At 75.2% G+C, this 15,419-nt stretch carries 12 protein-coding genes; 6 read left to right on the forward strand and 6 right to left on the reverse strand.

What is annotated here, in order from left to right:
• Positions 1 to 66: 66 nt before the first annotated feature.
• Both ACWDVG_RS19010 and ACWDVG_RS19015 read left to right on the forward strand, forming a co-directional pair.
• On the forward strand, positions 67 to 1,761 hold the full coding sequence (locus ACWDVG_RS19010) for an alpha/beta hydrolase (RefSeq protein WP_451700404.1): 1,695 nt from the start codon (positions 67 to 69) through the stop codon (positions 1,759 to 1,761).
• A 171-nt stretch (positions 1,762 to 1,932) separates the two neighbouring features.
• Positions 1,933 to 2,919 (forward strand): DUF4232 domain-containing protein, encoded by a 987-nt coding sequence (locus ACWDVG_RS19015; RefSeq protein ID WP_451700405.1) that lies wholly within the window; start codon positions 1,933 to 1,935, stop codon positions 2,917 to 2,919.
• 35 nt (positions 2,920 to 2,954) lie between these two features.
• Here ACWDVG_RS19015 and ACWDVG_RS19020 read toward each other — a convergent pair whose 3' ends face one another.
• Positions 2,955 to 5,282, reverse strand: a complete 2,328-nt coding sequence (locus ACWDVG_RS19020) for a hypothetical protein (protein WP_451700406.1) — start codon at positions 5,280 to 5,282, stop codon at positions 2,955 to 2,957.
• A 67-nt stretch (positions 5,283 to 5,349) separates the two neighbouring features.
• A complete protein-coding gene (locus ACWDVG_RS19025) occupies positions 5,350 to 6,285 on the reverse strand; it encodes a TSUP family transporter (protein ID WP_451700407.1) in 936 nt (311 codons plus the stop codon).
• Positions 6,286 to 6,611: 326 nt separating this feature from the next.
• Between ACWDVG_RS19025 and ACWDVG_RS19030 the strand changes: the two genes are divergently transcribed.
• Complete coding sequence (locus ACWDVG_RS19030; RefSeq protein ID WP_451700408.1) at positions 6,612 to 8,081, forward strand: chondroitinase-B domain-containing protein; 1,470 nt, start codon at positions 6,612 to 6,614, stop codon at positions 8,079 to 8,081.
• An 82-nt stretch (positions 8,082 to 8,163) separates the two neighbouring features.
• Positions 8,164 to 8,604, forward strand: coding sequence for a hypothetical protein (locus ACWDVG_RS19035; RefSeq protein ID WP_451700409.1), 441 nt, complete (start codon positions 8,164 to 8,166; stop codon positions 8,602 to 8,604).
• Between the two features lie 2 nt (positions 8,605 to 8,606).
• Here the strand turns inward: ACWDVG_RS19035 and ACWDVG_RS19040 are convergent, their stop codons facing one another.
• Entirely contained in the window at positions 8,607 to 9,338 is a 732-nt protein-coding gene (locus tag ACWDVG_RS19040; RefSeq protein WP_451700410.1) for a DUF2470 domain-containing protein, read from the reverse strand.
• Between the two features lie 133 nt (positions 9,339 to 9,471).
• On the opposite strand from ACWDVG_RS19040, the gene ACWDVG_RS19045 reads away from it, so the two are divergent.
• Both ACWDVG_RS19045 and ACWDVG_RS19050 read left to right on the forward strand, forming a co-directional pair.
• Complete coding sequence (locus tag ACWDVG_RS19045; RefSeq protein WP_451700411.1) at positions 9,472 to 10,401, forward strand: LysR family transcriptional regulator; 930 nt, start codon at positions 9,472 to 9,474, stop codon at positions 10,399 to 10,401.
• A gap of 94 nt (positions 10,402 to 10,495) precedes the next feature.
• Positions 10,496 to 11,857 (forward strand): carbohydrate-binding protein, encoded by a 1,362-nt coding sequence (locus ACWDVG_RS19050; RefSeq protein WP_451700412.1) that lies wholly within the window; start codon positions 10,496 to 10,498, stop codon positions 11,855 to 11,857.
• Between the two features lie 111 nt (positions 11,858 to 11,968).
• Here ACWDVG_RS19050 and ACWDVG_RS19055 read toward each other — a convergent pair whose 3' ends face one another.
• The 3 genes from ACWDVG_RS19055 to ACWDVG_RS19065 all read right to left on the reverse strand — a co-directional run bounded on the left by ACWDVG_RS19055 (position 11,969) and on the right by ACWDVG_RS19065 (position 15,326).
• On the reverse strand, positions 11,969 to 13,372 hold the full coding sequence (locus tag ACWDVG_RS19055) for a GH1 family beta-glucosidase (protein WP_451700413.1): 1,404 nt from the start codon (positions 13,370 to 13,372) through the stop codon (positions 11,969 to 11,971).
• Between the two features lie 68 nt (positions 13,373 to 13,440).
• Entirely contained in the window at positions 13,441 to 14,346 is a 906-nt protein-coding gene (locus ACWDVG_RS19060; protein WP_451700415.1) for a carbohydrate ABC transporter permease, read from the reverse strand.
• Positions 14,343 to 15,326, reverse strand: a complete 984-nt coding sequence (locus ACWDVG_RS19065; RefSeq protein WP_451700416.1) for a carbohydrate ABC transporter permease — start codon at positions 15,324 to 15,326, stop codon at positions 14,343 to 14,345. Before ACWDVG_RS19065 ends, ACWDVG_RS19060 begins: the two co-directional genes overlap by 4 nt.
• Between the last annotated feature and the right edge of the window lie 93 nt (positions 15,327 to 15,419).

A 15,419-nucleotide genomic window follows, 5' to 3' on the forward strand; every position in this document is an offset into this window, starting at 1 on the left:
AACCTCCCTCAGGGGGAGTTCCTAGCGTACCGAGCGGAGATCACCGAACCGTTCGAGGAGACGACGATGACGGCGTACGTACTGGTGGCGGGGCCCTTCACCGACGGCCGGCTGTGGGAGGAGACGGCCGCCCGGCTGCGGGAACGGGGGGCCGGGGCCCACCCCGTCACCTTCACGGACCGGCCGGCCGCCGGCCACCGCGACGGCACCGGGCGGGGCGGCCCCGGTCACGACGGCACCGGCCGCGACGGCATCGGTCACGACGGCACCGGGCGGGGCGGCCCCGACCCGGGCAGCCCCGCCCCGGACGGCGCGGGCGCGAACGGCCCCGGCCCGGACGGTGCCGGCCAGGACGGCCCCGGCCCGGACGGTGCCGATCTCGACGCGCACGTCGAGCAGCTCGTACGGATCGTGGAGCGCCTGCCGGAGCCGGTGGTCCTGGTCGGGCACGGCTACGGTCTCTACCCCGTGCTCGGCGCGGCCGACCGGGTCCCGGAGCGGGTGGCCCGGATCGTCTCCGTCGACACCGCCGTCCCCCGGGACGGCGACGCCGCCCTCGCGCTCGTCCCCGACGCGGACCTGCGGGACCGGCTCGTCCGGGGCGGCGCCGTGCCGCCGCCGCGCGGCGAGGCGTGGCTGCGGTGGGGGAGCACCGAGGGCGTCCCCGGGGACGCCGCACGGCTCCTCGACCGGCTGGCCGTCCCGCAGCCCGCCGCCACGCTCACCCGCCCGCTGCGGCTCACCGGCGCCGCCGACGCCGTCCCCCTCACCGGCATCCTGTGCACCGGCAACGGAGCGAGCCTCGCCATGGTGCGGATGCTCGTGGAGTCCGGGCCGCCGCAGTTCCGCTCGCTCACCGACGACCGCTACCGCTTCCTCGAACTCGCCACAGGACACTGGCCGATGCTCGCCGACCCGGACGCGCTCGCCGAGGTGCTCCTCGCGGCGGGCGCGGGTGAGGGCGAGCGGGTGTCCGCGCCCGAAGGGCAGGAGCAACTCCCCACCCACCTCCTGCCGTTCCTCCTCGACCCGCCCGAACGGCCCCGCGAGCGCAGCGGACGCGTCGACCTCCACCTCCCGGCGGCGGACGAGGACGGATCGGCGGCCGACCCGGCTCCGGCGGCGACCGAACGCCCGCGGCCCGCCGTGGTGTTCGTGCACGGCGGACCCGTCGCCCCGGACCAGCGGCCCACACCGCGGGAAACACCGTTCTTCCTCGGCTACGCCCGCTGCGCGGCGGGCCGGGGCCTCGTCGGCGTCACCCTCGACCACCGCCTCCACGCCCTCACCGACTACGCCCGCGCCGCCGACGACCTCGCGGCGGCCGTCGCGCGGGTCCGGGCCAACCCCCGCGTCGACCCGGACCGGATCGCGCTCTGGTTCTTCTCCACCGGCTCCCTGCTCGCCGCCGACTGGCTCGCCGCGCCCCCGTCCTGGCTGCGCTGCGTGGCCCTGACGTATCCGCTGCTCGCGCCGGTGCCCGGCTGGGAGGCCGTGGAGCCCCGGTTCCGGCCCGTCGACGCCCTCGGCCGGGCGGCCGACGCACCACCCGTCGTCCTCACCCGGGCCGGGCTGGAGAACCCGGCGTTCGACGCGACCGTACGGGACTTCCTCGTGGCCGCCGCCGCGCACGGCACCGACGTGGAGGTCGTCGACGTGCCCCACGGCCGCCACGGCTTCGAACTCCTCGACCCCACCGACGAGTCCAGGGAGGCCGTGACCCGGGCGATGGACACCGTCGCCGCCCGGCTGCACGCCTGACGCGCCCCGGGCGTCGGCCGGAACCCGACCGGCCGGCGCTCGGCAGGGGCGGCCGCCGCCCCCACCGCGACCCGCGCGGAGCCCCGGAGCGGGTGCGCTGTGACGGGGCTGTGACCGGAGGAGTGGCGTCCGTCACGGCGGGCCGGGACCCGTGGTGATCGGCTCAGGGGCATGCCCCTGACCCGCCGCGCCGCCCCGTCCCTCGCCACCGCGCTCGTCTCCGGTGCCCTGCTCCTCACCGGCTGCGGGACGGAACGGACCGGGGCGGGCGGGTCGCCGTCCCCCTCCGTGCCCCCCGCCTGCGCGAACCCGGCCGCCGGGACCGAACGGGAGGGCGAGCAGGGCGTCGTGCTCACCGGGTGGGCGCTCCGCGCCGGGCGCTGCGAGGCCACGTACACGGTCACCGGAACGGGCACCGAAGCCCAGACGTACACCCTCACGTTCCAGTTCCTCTCGGCCACCGGAGAGGCCCTGGCCACGGCGGCGGAGACGGTGCCCGCCGTCGCTCCCGGCGCCACCGTGCGGGGCTCCGTCCCCCTCGACGGCCCCGCCGTCCCCGCCGTCCCCGCCGTCCCCGGCGGCCCGGACGCCGCCGGGGCGCCCGCCACCGCCGGAGGCCTCGTCCCCCTCGGCGAACCCCCGAGCACCACGGGCCGCGTCGCGGACGTGCGCCTGCTCAAGGTCCGCCGCGTACCCACCGACGAGGCACCCTCGACCGGCGGTGCCTGCCCGCCCTCGGGCGTCCGGGTGTGGGCCGACGAGGGCGACGCCGCCACGGGACTGCGCGTCGTCGGTCTCCACCTGGAGAACTGCGGCACCCGGCCGTACCGGCTCCACGGCTACCCCGAGGTCTCCCTCCGCGACGAGGAGCACCGCCCCGTCGACGGCGTACGCGTCGTCAGGGACGGCTCCGCCGTCGCCACCGGCACCGGGGCCGACGGGCCCGCCCGGGCCGTCACGCTGGAGCCGGGCGAGCGGGCGTACGCCGGTCTCGTCTGGCGCGACACCGTCGAGGCGGGCGTCGGCGACCCGGTCCACGCCCCCTACGTGACCGTACGGGTCAAGCCCGGTGCCGCCCCCGTCACGGTGACGCCCGAACTCGACCTCGGCACCACCGGCAGGCTGGCGACCGGCCCCTGGAAGCCGGAAGCCCCCTGACGGACACGGCCCGGGTGCCCGCGGCCCGGCGGCGCTCACCGCGACGCGGCGCCCGCGACCCACTCCGCGAAGACCTCGGGCAGCCGGTCGAGGTCGGCCGCCGTGACGGTGACCAGACGCAGCCCGAACACCGCCGCGAGCTCCCGCTTCCGCTCCACCTTCGCCGCGTACGCCTCCCGCTCCATCAGTCCCAGCGCCTCGACGAAGGTGCCGTCGGCGAGCCGCCAGTCGGCGCGCAGACCCGTCGTGTTGAGCTCCGGGTGGTGGGGGTAGTGCGGCTCCGGCTCGTGCGCGATGCCCCGGTGGTGCAGGAAGTCGTCGACGTGCCGCTCGAACAGCGACCGGCAGAGGTGGCCGTCCGTGGCCGTGGTGACCGTACCCATCGCCGTCCGCACGCCGTCGACGAGCAGCCCGGCGAGCTGGAGCCACTCCGGCCACGTACGGGCCCGGCGCTCCGGACGGGTGCTCAGGACCGTCGAACCGGGCCGGGGCAGCAGGAAGCGGCAGAGCAGGACCTCGTCGACGAGCGCGGGGTCCGAGAACGGCACCGAGACCCGGGCCAGCTGGGCGAGCGACGGCGGCCCCGAGAACTCGATCTCGGCGAGCCGCCGCAGCGCGTAGGTGACCGCCTCCGTCCACTCGCCGTCCGCCCCGTTGTCCCGCAGGACGCCGCCGAGCGCCAGACCGCAGCAGCGGTGGCAGTAGAAGAGACCGGGCCGGGCCGACTGGGCGGAGCGCCCGCACAGCCGGCAGGGCCCCCGCCGCCCGGTGTCCACGGGCGCGCCGAACAGGCCCTCGAGGGCCCGGCGGTAGTACGGGTTGTCCGAGGCGTCGTCGACGAGCGGCGGCAGCAGGCTCCCGGGGTCCGGCTCGACCGGGACCTCGGGCGTGGCCGCCAGCCACTCGCGGAACCGCTCGGGCAGCAGCCCCTGCGCCCCGGCCGTGACCCGGCTCGTGCCGTTGAACGGACTGATCTCCGAACGGGCGAAGTACGCACGGAAGTTGTGCCGCTCGACCTCCTCGCGCGGCGCGCCCCGCGTGACGAGGAGCGGCCGGACCCCGTGCCGGCGCAGCAGCACCGTCAGCGGCTCGGCGTGGGGGGCCGCGTAGACGGTGAGCGTGCCCGAGTCGGCGTCGAACCAGCCCGCTTCGGGGAGGCCGGACAGCGGCACGCCCTCCTTCACCAGCCGGATCGACCACGTGCCGTCCCGGACGACGACCGAGGCGTCGGGGAAGCCGTCGAGCTCCGCCAGGCGCTCCGGCGTCCCGACGTCGATCCCGTGCGCCCGCAGCGCGCCGAGCGCGTCGGCGCGCGCCCGTTCGTCCACGAGCGTCAGCGGACCGTCCGGCAGGTGGTAGCGGCCCACCTCGACCCCGGACCCGTCCAGGACCAGGACCCGGGTGCGGTGGAAGACCGAGCGGGTGACGGCCCGCAGCGCGGTGAAGCCGTGCGGGCGGGCGCGGAACGCCTCCCAGGACGCCAGCAGCGGCGCCGCCTCGGCGTCCCGGCGCAGCCGGGCCCGGTCGCGGTCGGTCTCCCTGCCCCAGGTGCCCTCGGCGGCGCGGTGCCCGAGCCCCTTCCTCATCAGGACGGCGAACCGCTCGTGGAGCGCGCGCCGCAGCTGCCGCTCCACGAGCGACGGCTCCTCACCGGCCTCCGGGCGGCGGGGCGCGGGAACCTCGGAGACCGCCGTCGTCTCCTTGGACGGCCTCGGTACGGCCGGGGCGGCGGGGCGGCGTCGCTCCGGCTCCCGCAGGTACCGGTCGACGAGCGTCCGCACGGTCTCCCTGGCGGGCAGCAGGATCCGTACGCGTCCGATGCCGAGGCCCAGTTCCTTCTGCTCCGCCCAGGAGAAGGGGGAGTCGTGGTCGGCGACCCAGTCCTCGTCGCCCTCCTCCTCCCGCTCCTCGTACGCGTAGCCGTCGGGGTCGAGCCGGTCGATCTCGATCCAGCCGTGGCAGCCCACCGGTGTGCCCGTCTCGTCGGTGAGCCGGCGGATGCTCTCGCTGGTGATGTGGAGGCCGCTGCCGTACATGTAGCCCATGTGCCGGTCGAGGACCGATCCGCCGTGGCCCGGGGGTGCGGCGACGGATATCGCGCGCGCGTCGTAGTCGTTGTCCGGCCGGGGCACCAGGTTCAGCACCACCGGGACGACGAGGTCGCAGTCCGCACGGGCGGGCGGCGGCGGCACGCGCGGACCGGGGGCGCGCAGCGCGCCGAGCACGAAGTCCCGCAGGGCCGGGACCGAGTCGTCGAAGACCGCGAACCCCGGCGCGTGGTCCTTCGCGGGGTCACCGGGGATCATGAGCATGCCGGTGGCGGGGTCGTACTGCACCGACGGGGCGGGTGGAGAACTCGACATGGGCGGATTATGTCAGCGGCATATGACGCGGCAACGGGACGGGTGGCACGCGACGGGTGGCGGTGTGTCAGGCCAGAACCTGCGCGGCGTAGAAGGCACCGACGCCGGCCGCCGTCGCGCCGAGGAGCAGCCGCAGCGCCGCCTCCGGCAGGCGCGGCTGGAGCCGGGCCCCGAGGTGCCCGCCGACGAGACCACCCAGGCCGCAGGAGAGTCCGAGGGACCAGTCGGGCGCGAGGTGCGCGCCGCCGACCAGCGCGAGCAGACCGTACGCGACGGCGCCGACGACCGACGTGACGAAGGTGGCGGCGAGCGCGGCCGGGGCGACCGTGGCGACGGGCAGTCCGCGCCCCACGAGGACCGGGCCGATCAGCGAGCCGCCGCCGATGCCGTACACGCCCCCGACGGCGCCGACCCCGAGCGCCAGCCACGCGGTGGCCCGCCGCGACGGCCCGGCCGCCCCGGTCGTCAGGGCAGTCTCCGTCGCCCGGTCAGCCTCCGGCGGCCCGACCTGAGCACCCGTCACCGGACTCGTCACCGGACTCGTCGGAGGTCCCGTCACGCGCCCCGTCACGTGCCCCGTCACGCGCCCCGCGCGCCCCGTCACGTGCCCCGTCGCGGGCCGGGCCGGGCGCAGCGTCCGCAGGCAGAGCCACAGACCGAGCGGCAGCAGCAGCGCCGCCACGAAGAGCCGGAACACCACGGCCCCGGGGACCGCCCACGCCCGGATCAGCGCCCCGAGGACCACTCCCGGCACCGTGCCCAGGAGCAGCAGCCGCGTGAGCGGGCCGCCCAGCGCCCCCGTCCTGCGGTGCCGGAGCAGCGCGCCCGGTCCGGCGACCACGTTGTACAGCAGGTTCGTCGGCGTCACGGCGGGACTCGGCACCCCGAGCACGCTCACCTGCACCGGCAGCAGGAAGACCGCGCCCGAGACGCCCACGGGCGCGGTGACCGCCGCGAGCACGAGCCCGGTGGCGAAGCCGAGCAGCGCGGTTTCGATGCCCATCACACGATTCCGTCCTTCCGGGCGCCCCGGAGGACGGCGGCCCAAGCCCTTCCCCGCGATTCTCCCCGCCGGCTCCCGCTTTCCTCACCCGATCGTGTGAACAGATCGTTGCGGGGCCGAACGGGCCCGTCGCGGCCGGCCACCGCCGCCCGCGACGGGCGGTAGCGCACGGTTCTGAGCGCGACAGCCGTAGACGCCACGGTCCTCAGCGGGACGGCCGTTAGCGGGACGTAAGCGGGACGGCAGGGCCGACCGCCACGCTGGGAGGGACGCGCCACGGGACGGGACCGCGGCCGCGCATCCACCGAGCATCGAGGGAAGGCATCATGCGACGACGCACGCTTCTGAAGGGCACGCTGCTGGGCACGGCGTTCGCGGCCGTACCGTCGGCCGCCCTGGCCGCCGGCGGAGCGACCGGTGCCGGCGGCGCCACCGGCACGACGGCCGCGGCCGCCGCGGCCGAGACGTGGGTCTACTCCCTCAAGGACCTCCAGAGCGCGATCAACTCCGCAGGACCGGGCGACCGGATCGTCCTCGGCGACGGCACCTACACCGTGCCGTCCGGCGGCGCTGTCACCGTGTCGGGGAAGAACGGCACCACCAGCGCCCCGATCACCGTCGTCGCGGCCAGCCGCGGCGGCGCGGTCCTCCAGGGCGAACGCAGCTTCGTCTTCAGCAACTCCAGCAACATCACCATCAGCGGCTTCGCCCTGCGGCAGAGCACCTCCCTGGTGATCCCCGTCGGCAGCACCCGCATCCGGCTGACCCGCAACGACCTCCGCTTCGCCGACGTCGCCGGCCTCGACTGGGTGATCGTGCAGGGCGACGACGCCAAGGTCGACCGCAACCACTTCCACCACAAGACCACAGAGGGCATCTTCCTCCGGGTCGACGGACCCGGCACCGAGGGCATGGCCCAGCGTCTCCACGTCCTCCGCAACCACTTCTCCGACCACACCTTCGCCGGAGCCAACGGCGGCGAGCCCATCCGCCTCGGCGTCAGCTCCCGCGCGCTCACCGCCGCCCACGCCCTCGTCGAGTACAACCTCTTCGAGCGCTGCGACGGCGACCCGGAGACCATCTCCGTGAAGTCCTCCGACAACACCGTCCGCCACAACACCATCCGCGACAGCCTCGGCGGCATCGTGCTGCGCCACGGCAACGGCACGACGGTCGACGGCAACCACATCCTCGGCGGCCACGACGGCGTGCGCGTCTACGGCAACGACCACGTGATCGTCAACAACTACGTCGCCGGCCTGTCCGGCAGGGCGATGGTCGTCGGCAGCGGCACCACCCGCGACCACCACGCGGGCGAGACGACCGAGGAGCGGCGCGGCAACGACGCCTGCGACCGCGCCGTCTTCGCCCACAACACCCTCTACGGCAACGCCCAGTCGCTCACCGGCGAGACCAGGACCTACGAACCCCGGGACGTCGTCGTCGCCGACAACCTGATCGTCGGGAACTCCGGCAACCTCGTCGCCATGGGCGCCACCAGCGGCTTCACCTGGCGGAGCAACATCCTGTGGGGCAGCGCCGCCAACGGCACCATCCCCTCCGGCGGCTTCGTCCGCGTCGACCCTCGCCTCCAGCAGGGCACCGACGGGGTCCACCGCCTGACCGCGGGCAGCCCCGCGATCGGCGCGGCCACCCTCGCGACCCCGGCCGTCGCCGAGGACATCGACGGGCACCTGCGCGGCACCACCCGGGACATCGGCGCCGACGAGTACACGACCACCGCCCCCCTGCGCCGTCCGCTCACGCCGACGGACGTCGGCCCGAACGCCGCGTAGCCCCCGATCCGGCACGGCACGCCGGGCCGCCCAGGCCCCCTGATGCCGGATCCCACCGCCCGGGCCTCCTAGGCTCGGGCGGGTGAAGGACAACGAGATCAAGCTCAAGGCCATCGCCGCGCTGACGGCACTCCGCGCCGACGTGGACGAGCGCGTCGCCTCCGACCTGCTCGGCGAGGTGATTCCCGATCAGTTCGAGGTGCCGATGGGCGCGAGCGCGGAGGAGGCCGGGCTCGCCGTCCTCTCCCAGCTCTCGGCGCCGCTGAGCGCCCTGGTCAACGGCTTCGTCCTCGCCTTCGAGACGATCGCCGACGCGTACGACGGCACGGGCGCGGAGCCGGGCACCGAACTGATCCTCCAGGAGCTGGCCCTGCGCCTGGCGCGGGAGAACTTCGAGGGCGGGACCGACAGTGACGGCGAGTTCGACGGGAACGGCGGCGGATTCGACGGGAACGGCGGCGGGTTCGACGGCAACGGCGGGATCAACGGTGGCGGGGGAGGCGACGGCGACGGTCCGCTCTGAGGTCACTCGGCGGTGCCCAGCGGCACCGTCCCCACCCCGTGGAACGCCCGCTCGGCCGCCGCGATCAGCGCCTGGATGCGGACGCCCACCTCCGCAGGACCGCAGGCGGGGGTCGGGAACGGCAGGCGTACGTCGGCGTGCCCGTCGGCCCGTTCGGCGCGGAGGGTCAGCCCGTGGCGGTCCACCGCGGCGGGCCGGACCGCGTGCGCGCCCTCCAGGACCTCCGGCGCCAGCAGATGGGTGAGGACACGGACGACGTCCTCGTGGTCGTCGACGAGGTGGGTCAGCATGCCCGCCTCGTACGGCGCGAGGGCGTCCGGCCGGGCGAGCGCCAGCTCGTCGAGGCCGACGGTCACGGTGCCGCGGGCCGTCTCCAGGGAGACGTGCGCCGTGTCCAGGCGCAGCTCCGTCTCCCGCTCGCCGGGCGTCAGCCAGCCCGCGAAGGTGACCCGGGCGCGGACCCGGTCGCGCAGCGCGACCGGGGCGACGTCCGTGAACTTCAGGAGCGTGGACAGGACTCCACAGGGGGCCGTGGCGACCTCGGCGGTGAGCGGGCTGTCCGCCGGGACGTGGAGGAGGAGCCGGCCGTCGTCGTCGACCGTGTGGAGACCCGCCCCGAGGAGGTCGTAGTCGCGGGCGCCGGTGACCACGGTGAGCGAGTCGGCGGCGGCCACGACGGTGCGGACGCGCTCGGCGTCGGTGGGCCGGATCGCGGCGGTGTGGTCGGCGGCCATCGAACAACCTCCAGGCTTGTTAGGTAAGGCTTACCTAATCACCCTAGGGGTTGGGGCGGGGGAATCCAAGCCCCGGCACCCGGTTCCGCTCCTTGGTCTGGACCTGTATCGCGCTCGGCGTCAAGATCTGGCCATGGACCTGGAGTTGCGGCACCTCAAGACGATCCGTGCCATCGCGGACGCCGGCAGCCTCACGCGCGCCGCCACCGTCCTCGGCCTCGCGCAGCCCGCGCTGAGCGCCCAGCTCAAACGCATCGAGCGGGCCCTCGGCGGCGCCCTCTTCGAGCGGAGCAGGGAGGGCGTCCGCGTCACCGCCCTCGGCGACCTCGTCCTCGACCGCGCCCGCGTCGTCCTCCCCGCCGTCTGCGAACTCCAGGAGGAGGCCGTCCGGTTCGCCCGCGAGGGCGCGGGCGGCCACCGCCTCGGCGCCACCCACGGCCCGCTCCTCGGCGGCCTCGTCGACCTGCTCGCCCGCGCCGAACCGGGCGCGCCCGTCACCACGTACACCTCCTGGTCCGAACGGGAGATCGCCGCCGGGGTCGTCGCAGGACGTCTCGACTTCGCCCTCGTCGGCGTCTGCGGGGAGAGTTCGCCGCCCGAGGCGGGCCGCCTCGCCTGGACGGAGGTCGCCCGCGACCCCGTGTACGTGATGCTCGCCACCGGCCACCCCCTCGCGCACCGCACCGAGATCGCGCTCGCCGAGCTGGCGGCCGAGGCCTGGACCGACGTCCCCGGCGACGGCTGTTTCGGCGACTGCTTCGCCGCCGCCTGCGTCCGCGCCGGCTTCACCCCCGCCTGCGTCTACGAGACGGACACTGCCTCCTGCGTCCACCTGGTCCAGGTCGGCCGCGCCGTGGGCCTCTGCCGCGCCACCTTCCCGGCCACCCCCGGCATCGTCACCCGACCCCTGGCGGGAGCCCCGCTCGTCTGGCGCCACCTCCTCGGCTGGCACCCCGAAGGCCGCGCGGCCGCACGCGCCGCCACGGTGCTCGCCCACGCGCGCGCCGCCCACACCACCGCCCTGGCCCGCGCCCAGGGCGCGCCCCCGCCCGCGGGGCCATAACGCGATGGCGAGGGCCGAACGGCAGCTCCCCGAGCCTCCACCGGGGTCCCTACGGTGTCGACCGATCCCCCACCGACAACCGAGGAGACACCCCATGCTCCGACGACACGCCCGCACGGCGTGTACCGCGCTGGCCGCCGCCGGGCTCGCGCTCGCCGGGCTCCAGGCCGGGTCCGCCACCGCGGCCCCCGACCCGGGTCCGTCCGCCGCGACCGCCGCGCAGAGCCTCGGCGCCGGCTCCGCCCCGCCCGAGCTGCTCCGCGCGATGCAGCGCGATCTGCACCTCACCCGGGACCAGGCCCTCGTCCGGCTGGCCAACGAGGCCGAGGCCGGAGCCACCGCCGCCCGGCTCCGGCAGGACCTCGGCGCCGCGTTCGCCGGCGCCTGGGTCGGCGGGGCGGAGGCCGGGACCCTGACCGTCGCCACCACCCGCGCCGCCGACGCCGCCGCGATACGCGCCGCGGGCGCCTCCGTCCGGGTCGTCCCGCACGCACTCGCCGCCCTTGAAGGCGCCAAGGCGTCCCTTGACCGGGCCGCCGGAGCCGACGCGCCCGTCCGCTACGTCGACGTCCGCGCCAACGTCCTCGTCGTCGAGGAGACCCGCGCCGGGGCAGCCGACCGGCTCCTCGCCGCCACCGGCGTCCCGCGCGCCCTCGTCCGCGTCGTCCCCACCATCGAGGCACCCCGCCCGCTGTACGACATCCGGGGCGGCGACGCGTACTACATGGGCGGCGGCGGCCGCTGCTCCGTCGGCTTCGCGGTCACCCGCGGCACCACCCAGGGCTTCGCCACCGCAGGGCACTGCGGCCGCACGGGCACCACCACCAGCGGCTTCAACCAGGTCGCCCAGGGCACCTTCCAGGGCTCCGTCTTCCCGGGCAGCGACATGGCCTGGGTCGCCGCCAACACCAACTGGACCGCCACCCCGTACGTCAAGGGCGCCGGCGGCGCCGCCGTCCAGGTGACCGGATCGGTCCTCCAGCCCGTCGGCGCCTCCGTCTGCCGCTCCGGCTCGACCACCGGCTGGCACTGCGGCACCATCCAGCAGCACAACACCAGCGTCACCTACCCCGAGGGCACCATCACCGGGGTGACCCGCACCACCGTCTGCGCCGAACCCGGCGACTCCGGCGGCTCGTACATCTCGGGCAGCCAGGCGCAGGGCGTCACCTCCGGCGGCTCCGGCACCTGCTCCAGCGGCGGCACCACCTTCTTCCAGCCCCTCAACCCGCTGCTCCAGACCTACGGCCTCACCCTGAAGACCACCGGCGGCGACCCGGGCCCCGGCCCCGGCCCCGGCGAGCCCCAGCCGGGCGGCACCTGGGCGGCCGGCAAGGTCTACGCGGCCGGTGACACCGTCACGTACGGCGGCTCCACCTACCGCTGCCTCCAGGGCCACCAGGCCCAGACCGGCTGGGAACCCCCGAACACCCCGGCCCTCTGGCAGCGCGCCTGACCACGGGCCCTGACCACGGGCCCCTGATCACGGGCCCCTGACCACGGGCCCTTGGCCTCCCCGCACCGGGACGCCCCGCCACGGCGGCGCCTCCCGGTGCGGGGCCGTTCCTCAGGAGGCGTCCAGGCCGCCCCGGGCGATGACCTCCCCGTACCAGCGGGCGCTGTCCTTCGGCGTCCGGCGCTGCGTCGCGAAGTCCACGTGCACGATCCCGAAGCGCTTGCTGTAGCCGTACGCCCACTCGAAGTTGTCCAGGAGCGACCAGAGGAAGTAGCCGCGCACGTCCACCCCGTCCGCGAGCGCCCGGTGCACCGCCGCCAGATGGGACCGCAGGTACGCCACCCGCTCCGGGTCCTTCACCCGGCCCGAGGGGTCGGCGTAGTCGTCGTAGGCCGCCCCGTTCTCGGTGATGACCAGCGGCACGCCCGGCAGCTCGTCCCGCAGCCGCACGAGCAGCTCGTGCAGTCCGTCCGCGTCGACCGGCCAGTCCATCGCGGTGCGCGGCCCCGGGATCTGCTCGAACCGCACGTGCCGCTCCGCCCCCGCCCACGGCGAGGGGGACTCGGAGCTGCCCGCGCCGACGAGCGAGGGCGCGTAGTAGTTGATGCCGAGCGAGTCGATCGGCGCGGCCGCCGTCGCCAGGTCGCCGTCCGCCACGAACGACCAGTCCGTGACCGGCGCGGTGTCGCGGACCAGGTCCTCCGGGAGCCGCCCGTGGAAGACCGGGTCCAGGAAGATCCGGTTGCCGACGGCGTCGATCCGGCGGGCCGCGTCCACGTCCTCCGGGTCGCTCGAACAGGCCCGCACGGCATGGAGGTTGAGTGTCAGGGACACCTCGGAGGAGTCCGGCAGCGCGCCCCGCAGCACCCGCGCCGCCAGACCGTGCGCCAGGTTCAGGTGGTGGGCGGCGCGCAGGGAGGCGACGGCGCTGGTCCGGCCCGGGGCGTGGACCCCGTTCCCGTACCCGAGGAAGGCGGCGCACCAGGGCTCGTTCAGGGTGGTCCAGGTCGCCACCCGGTCGCCGAGCGCCTCCGCCATGATCCCGGCGTACTCGGCGAAGCGGTACGCCGTCTCCCGCTGCGGCCAGCCCCCGGCGTCCTCCAGCTCCTGCGGCAGGTCCCAGTGGTACAGGGTCGCCACGGGCCGGATGCCCGCCTCCAGGAGCCCGTCGACGAGCCGCCGGTAGAAGTCGAGGCCCTTCTCCACCGCCGGCCCGCGGCCGGTCGGCTGCACCCGGGGCCAGGCGACCGAGAACCGGTAGTCGGTGACGCCGATCCGCCGCATCAGCGCGATGTCCTCGTCGAGCCGGTGGTAGTGGTCGGCGGCGATGTCGCCGGTGTCGCCGTTGCGGACCTTGCCCGGCGTGCGGCTGAAGGTGTCCCAGATGGACGGCGTGCGGCCGTCCTCGGCCGCCGCGCCCTCGATCTGGTACGCGGCGGTGGCCGTGCCCCAGCGGAAGTCCGTCGGGAACCGCAGGGCGGGCGTCGTGTCGGGGCGAGCGTCGAGCGTGGTCATCGGAGCGGAACTCCCGTAGGTGAGAGGTCGGTTGAAGAGGAGGAGAGCCGGGGGAGGGGCGGCCGGGGTCAGCCCTTGACCGCGCCCTGCATGATCCCGCCGACGATCTGCCGGCCGAGGAGCCCGAAGACGAGCAGCACGGGCAGGGTGCCCAGCAGCGTGCCTGCCATGATCACCGACTGGTCGTGGACGTACCCGCCGCCGAGCTGGCGCAGCGCGACCTGGACGGTGGGCTCGGAGGAGGACAGGGCCACGATCGGCCAGAAGAAGTCGTTCCAGGAGGCCATGAAGGTCAGCAGTCCGAGGACAGCCATGCCGGGCCGGGCGATCGGCACCACGATCGACCAGAAGATCCGGGCCGTGGAGGCCCCGTCGACCCGGGCCGCCTCGATCAGCTCGTCGGGGAGCGACTGCACCAGGTACTGCCGCATGAAGAACACGCCGAACGCCGACACCAGGCCCGGCAGGATCACCGACTGGAGCTGGTTCACCCACCCCAGCTCGGCGACGAGCATGAACAGCGGGATCACCCCGAGCTGCGGCGGGATCATCATCGTGCCCACGGTGACCGCGAGCAGCGCGCCCCGGCCCCGGAAGCGCAGCTTGGCGAAGGCGAAGCCGGCGAGCGTGCAGCACAGCACGGTGCCGAGCGTGATCGACCCGGAGACGATCAGCGAGTTGAGCAGGGCCGTGCCGATGTCCGCCTCGTCGAGGACGGCCTGGAAGTTGCGGATCAGGTGCGGGCCGGGGACGAGCGACGGCGGCACCCGCGCCAGGTCCGCGTTGGTCCGGCTGGCCGCGATGAGCGTCCAGTAGAACGGGAACGCGGAGACCAGCACCGCGAGGACCAGGATGCCGTACGCGAGGGGGCCGGCGTGCAGGGTGCGCCCGGCGCCCGAGGGCCGTCGGCGCGGCGCCCGGACCCGTACCGGAGGCTTCGGGGGAGCGGTCGGCGGATCGGCGAGCGCGGTCATCGGCCGGCCTCCTTGCGGTCGGTGCCGTCCTTGCGGGAACGGCGGCGCGCGATCAGGGCGTTGACGCCGACGAGCACCACGATGAGCAGGAACATCACCCAGGCGATCGCGGCCGCGCGCCCCAGGTGGAAGAAGCCCCAGCCCTGTTCGTACATGTAGAGGCCGAGCGTCTGGTACTGGTGCGAGATGCCGCCCGACATCGATCCTTCGAGCAGCAGCGGCTCGCCGAAGAGCTGGGTGGCGCCGATCGTGGAGACGATGACGGTGAAGACGATGGTGGGCCGCAGACCGGGCAGGGTGACGTGGAAGAACTGCCGCCACCGTGACGCCCCGTCCATGGCGGCGGCCTCGTACAGCTCGTCGGGGATCGACTGCATGCCGGCCAGGTAGATCAGCGCGTTGTAGCCGGTCCAGCGCCAGATGACGACCGTGGAGACGGCGATCTGGGAGGCGACGGTGCCGTTCTGCCAGTCGACGGGGTCGACGCCGACGAGCCCGAGGGCGTAGTTGATCAGGCCGAAGTCCCGGCCGAAGAGCTGCGCGAAGACGAGGGTGGCGGCGGCGACGGAGGTCGCGTACGGCAGCAGCACCGCCGTCCGCAGGAACGTGCGGCCGCGCATCCGGTAGTTGAGGAGGTGGGCGAGGCCGAGGGCCATCACCAGCTGCGGCACGGTGGACAGGACGCCGATCGTGAACGTGTTGCGCAGCGAGGTCCAGAAGTACGAGTCGGAGAACAGCGCCGTGTAGTTGCCGAGGCCGCGCCACTCCATGTCGCCGGGGGTCTGCAGCTCCACGCGGTAGAGCGAGACGAACGCCGTGTAGATCAGCGGGAAGAGGCCGAAGGCGGCGAAGAGGGTGAAGAAGGGGGCGATGTAGGCGTACGGCGAGAAGGTCTGCCACGCGCGCCGTGCGGAGCCCCGGCGCGGGGGCGGGGCGACCGGCTTCGGCGGCGCCGGGGTCTCGGGTGCGGTGAGGGTCACGGGCGGCCCTTCGGGGTGGTGGGTGCGGTGGTCCGTCTCCCCGCGCCGCCCGGGCGGGGAGGCCGTGGCGGCGCGGGGAGACGGAGGAGGGAG

This window comes from Streptomyces sp. NPDC003327 (assembly GCF_053589515.1).

Coding starts and splice junctions, on each gene's coding strand:
- ACWDVG_RS19010 (WP_451700404.1), top strand. CDS start 67: ATGACGGCGTACGTACTGGTGGCGGGGCCCTTCACCGACGGCCGGCTG.
- ACWDVG_RS19015 (WP_451700405.1), top strand. CDS start 1,933: ATGCCCCTGACCCGCCGCGCCGCCCCGTCCCTCGCCACCGCGCTCGTC.
- ACWDVG_RS19020 (WP_451700406.1), bottom strand. CDS start 5,282: ATGTCGAGTTCTCCACCCGCCCCGTCGGTGCAGTACGACCCCGCCACC.
- ACWDVG_RS19025 (WP_451700407.1), bottom strand. CDS start 6,285: ATGGGCATCGAAACCGCGCTGCTCGGCTTCGCCACCGGGCTCGTGCTC.
- ACWDVG_RS19030 (WP_451700408.1), top strand. CDS start 6,612: ATGCGACGACGCACGCTTCTGAAGGGCACGCTGCTGGGCACGGCGTTC.
- ACWDVG_RS19040 (WP_451700410.1), bottom strand. CDS start 9,338: ATGGCCGCCGACCACACCGCCGCGATCCGGCCCACCGACGCCGAGCGC.
- ACWDVG_RS19045 (WP_451700411.1), top strand. CDS start 9,472: ATGGACCTGGAGTTGCGGCACCTCAAGACGATCCGTGCCATCGCGGAC.
- ACWDVG_RS19050 (WP_451700412.1), top strand. CDS start 10,496: ATGCTCCGACGACACGCCCGCACGGCGTGTACCGCGCTGGCCGCCGCC.
- ACWDVG_RS19055 (WP_451700413.1), bottom strand. CDS start 13,372: ATGACCACGCTCGACGCTCGCCCCGACACGACGCCCGCCCTGCGGTTC.
- ACWDVG_RS19060 (WP_451700415.1), bottom strand. CDS start 14,346: ATGACCGCGCTCGCCGATCCGCCGACCGCTCCCCCGAAGCCTCCGGTA.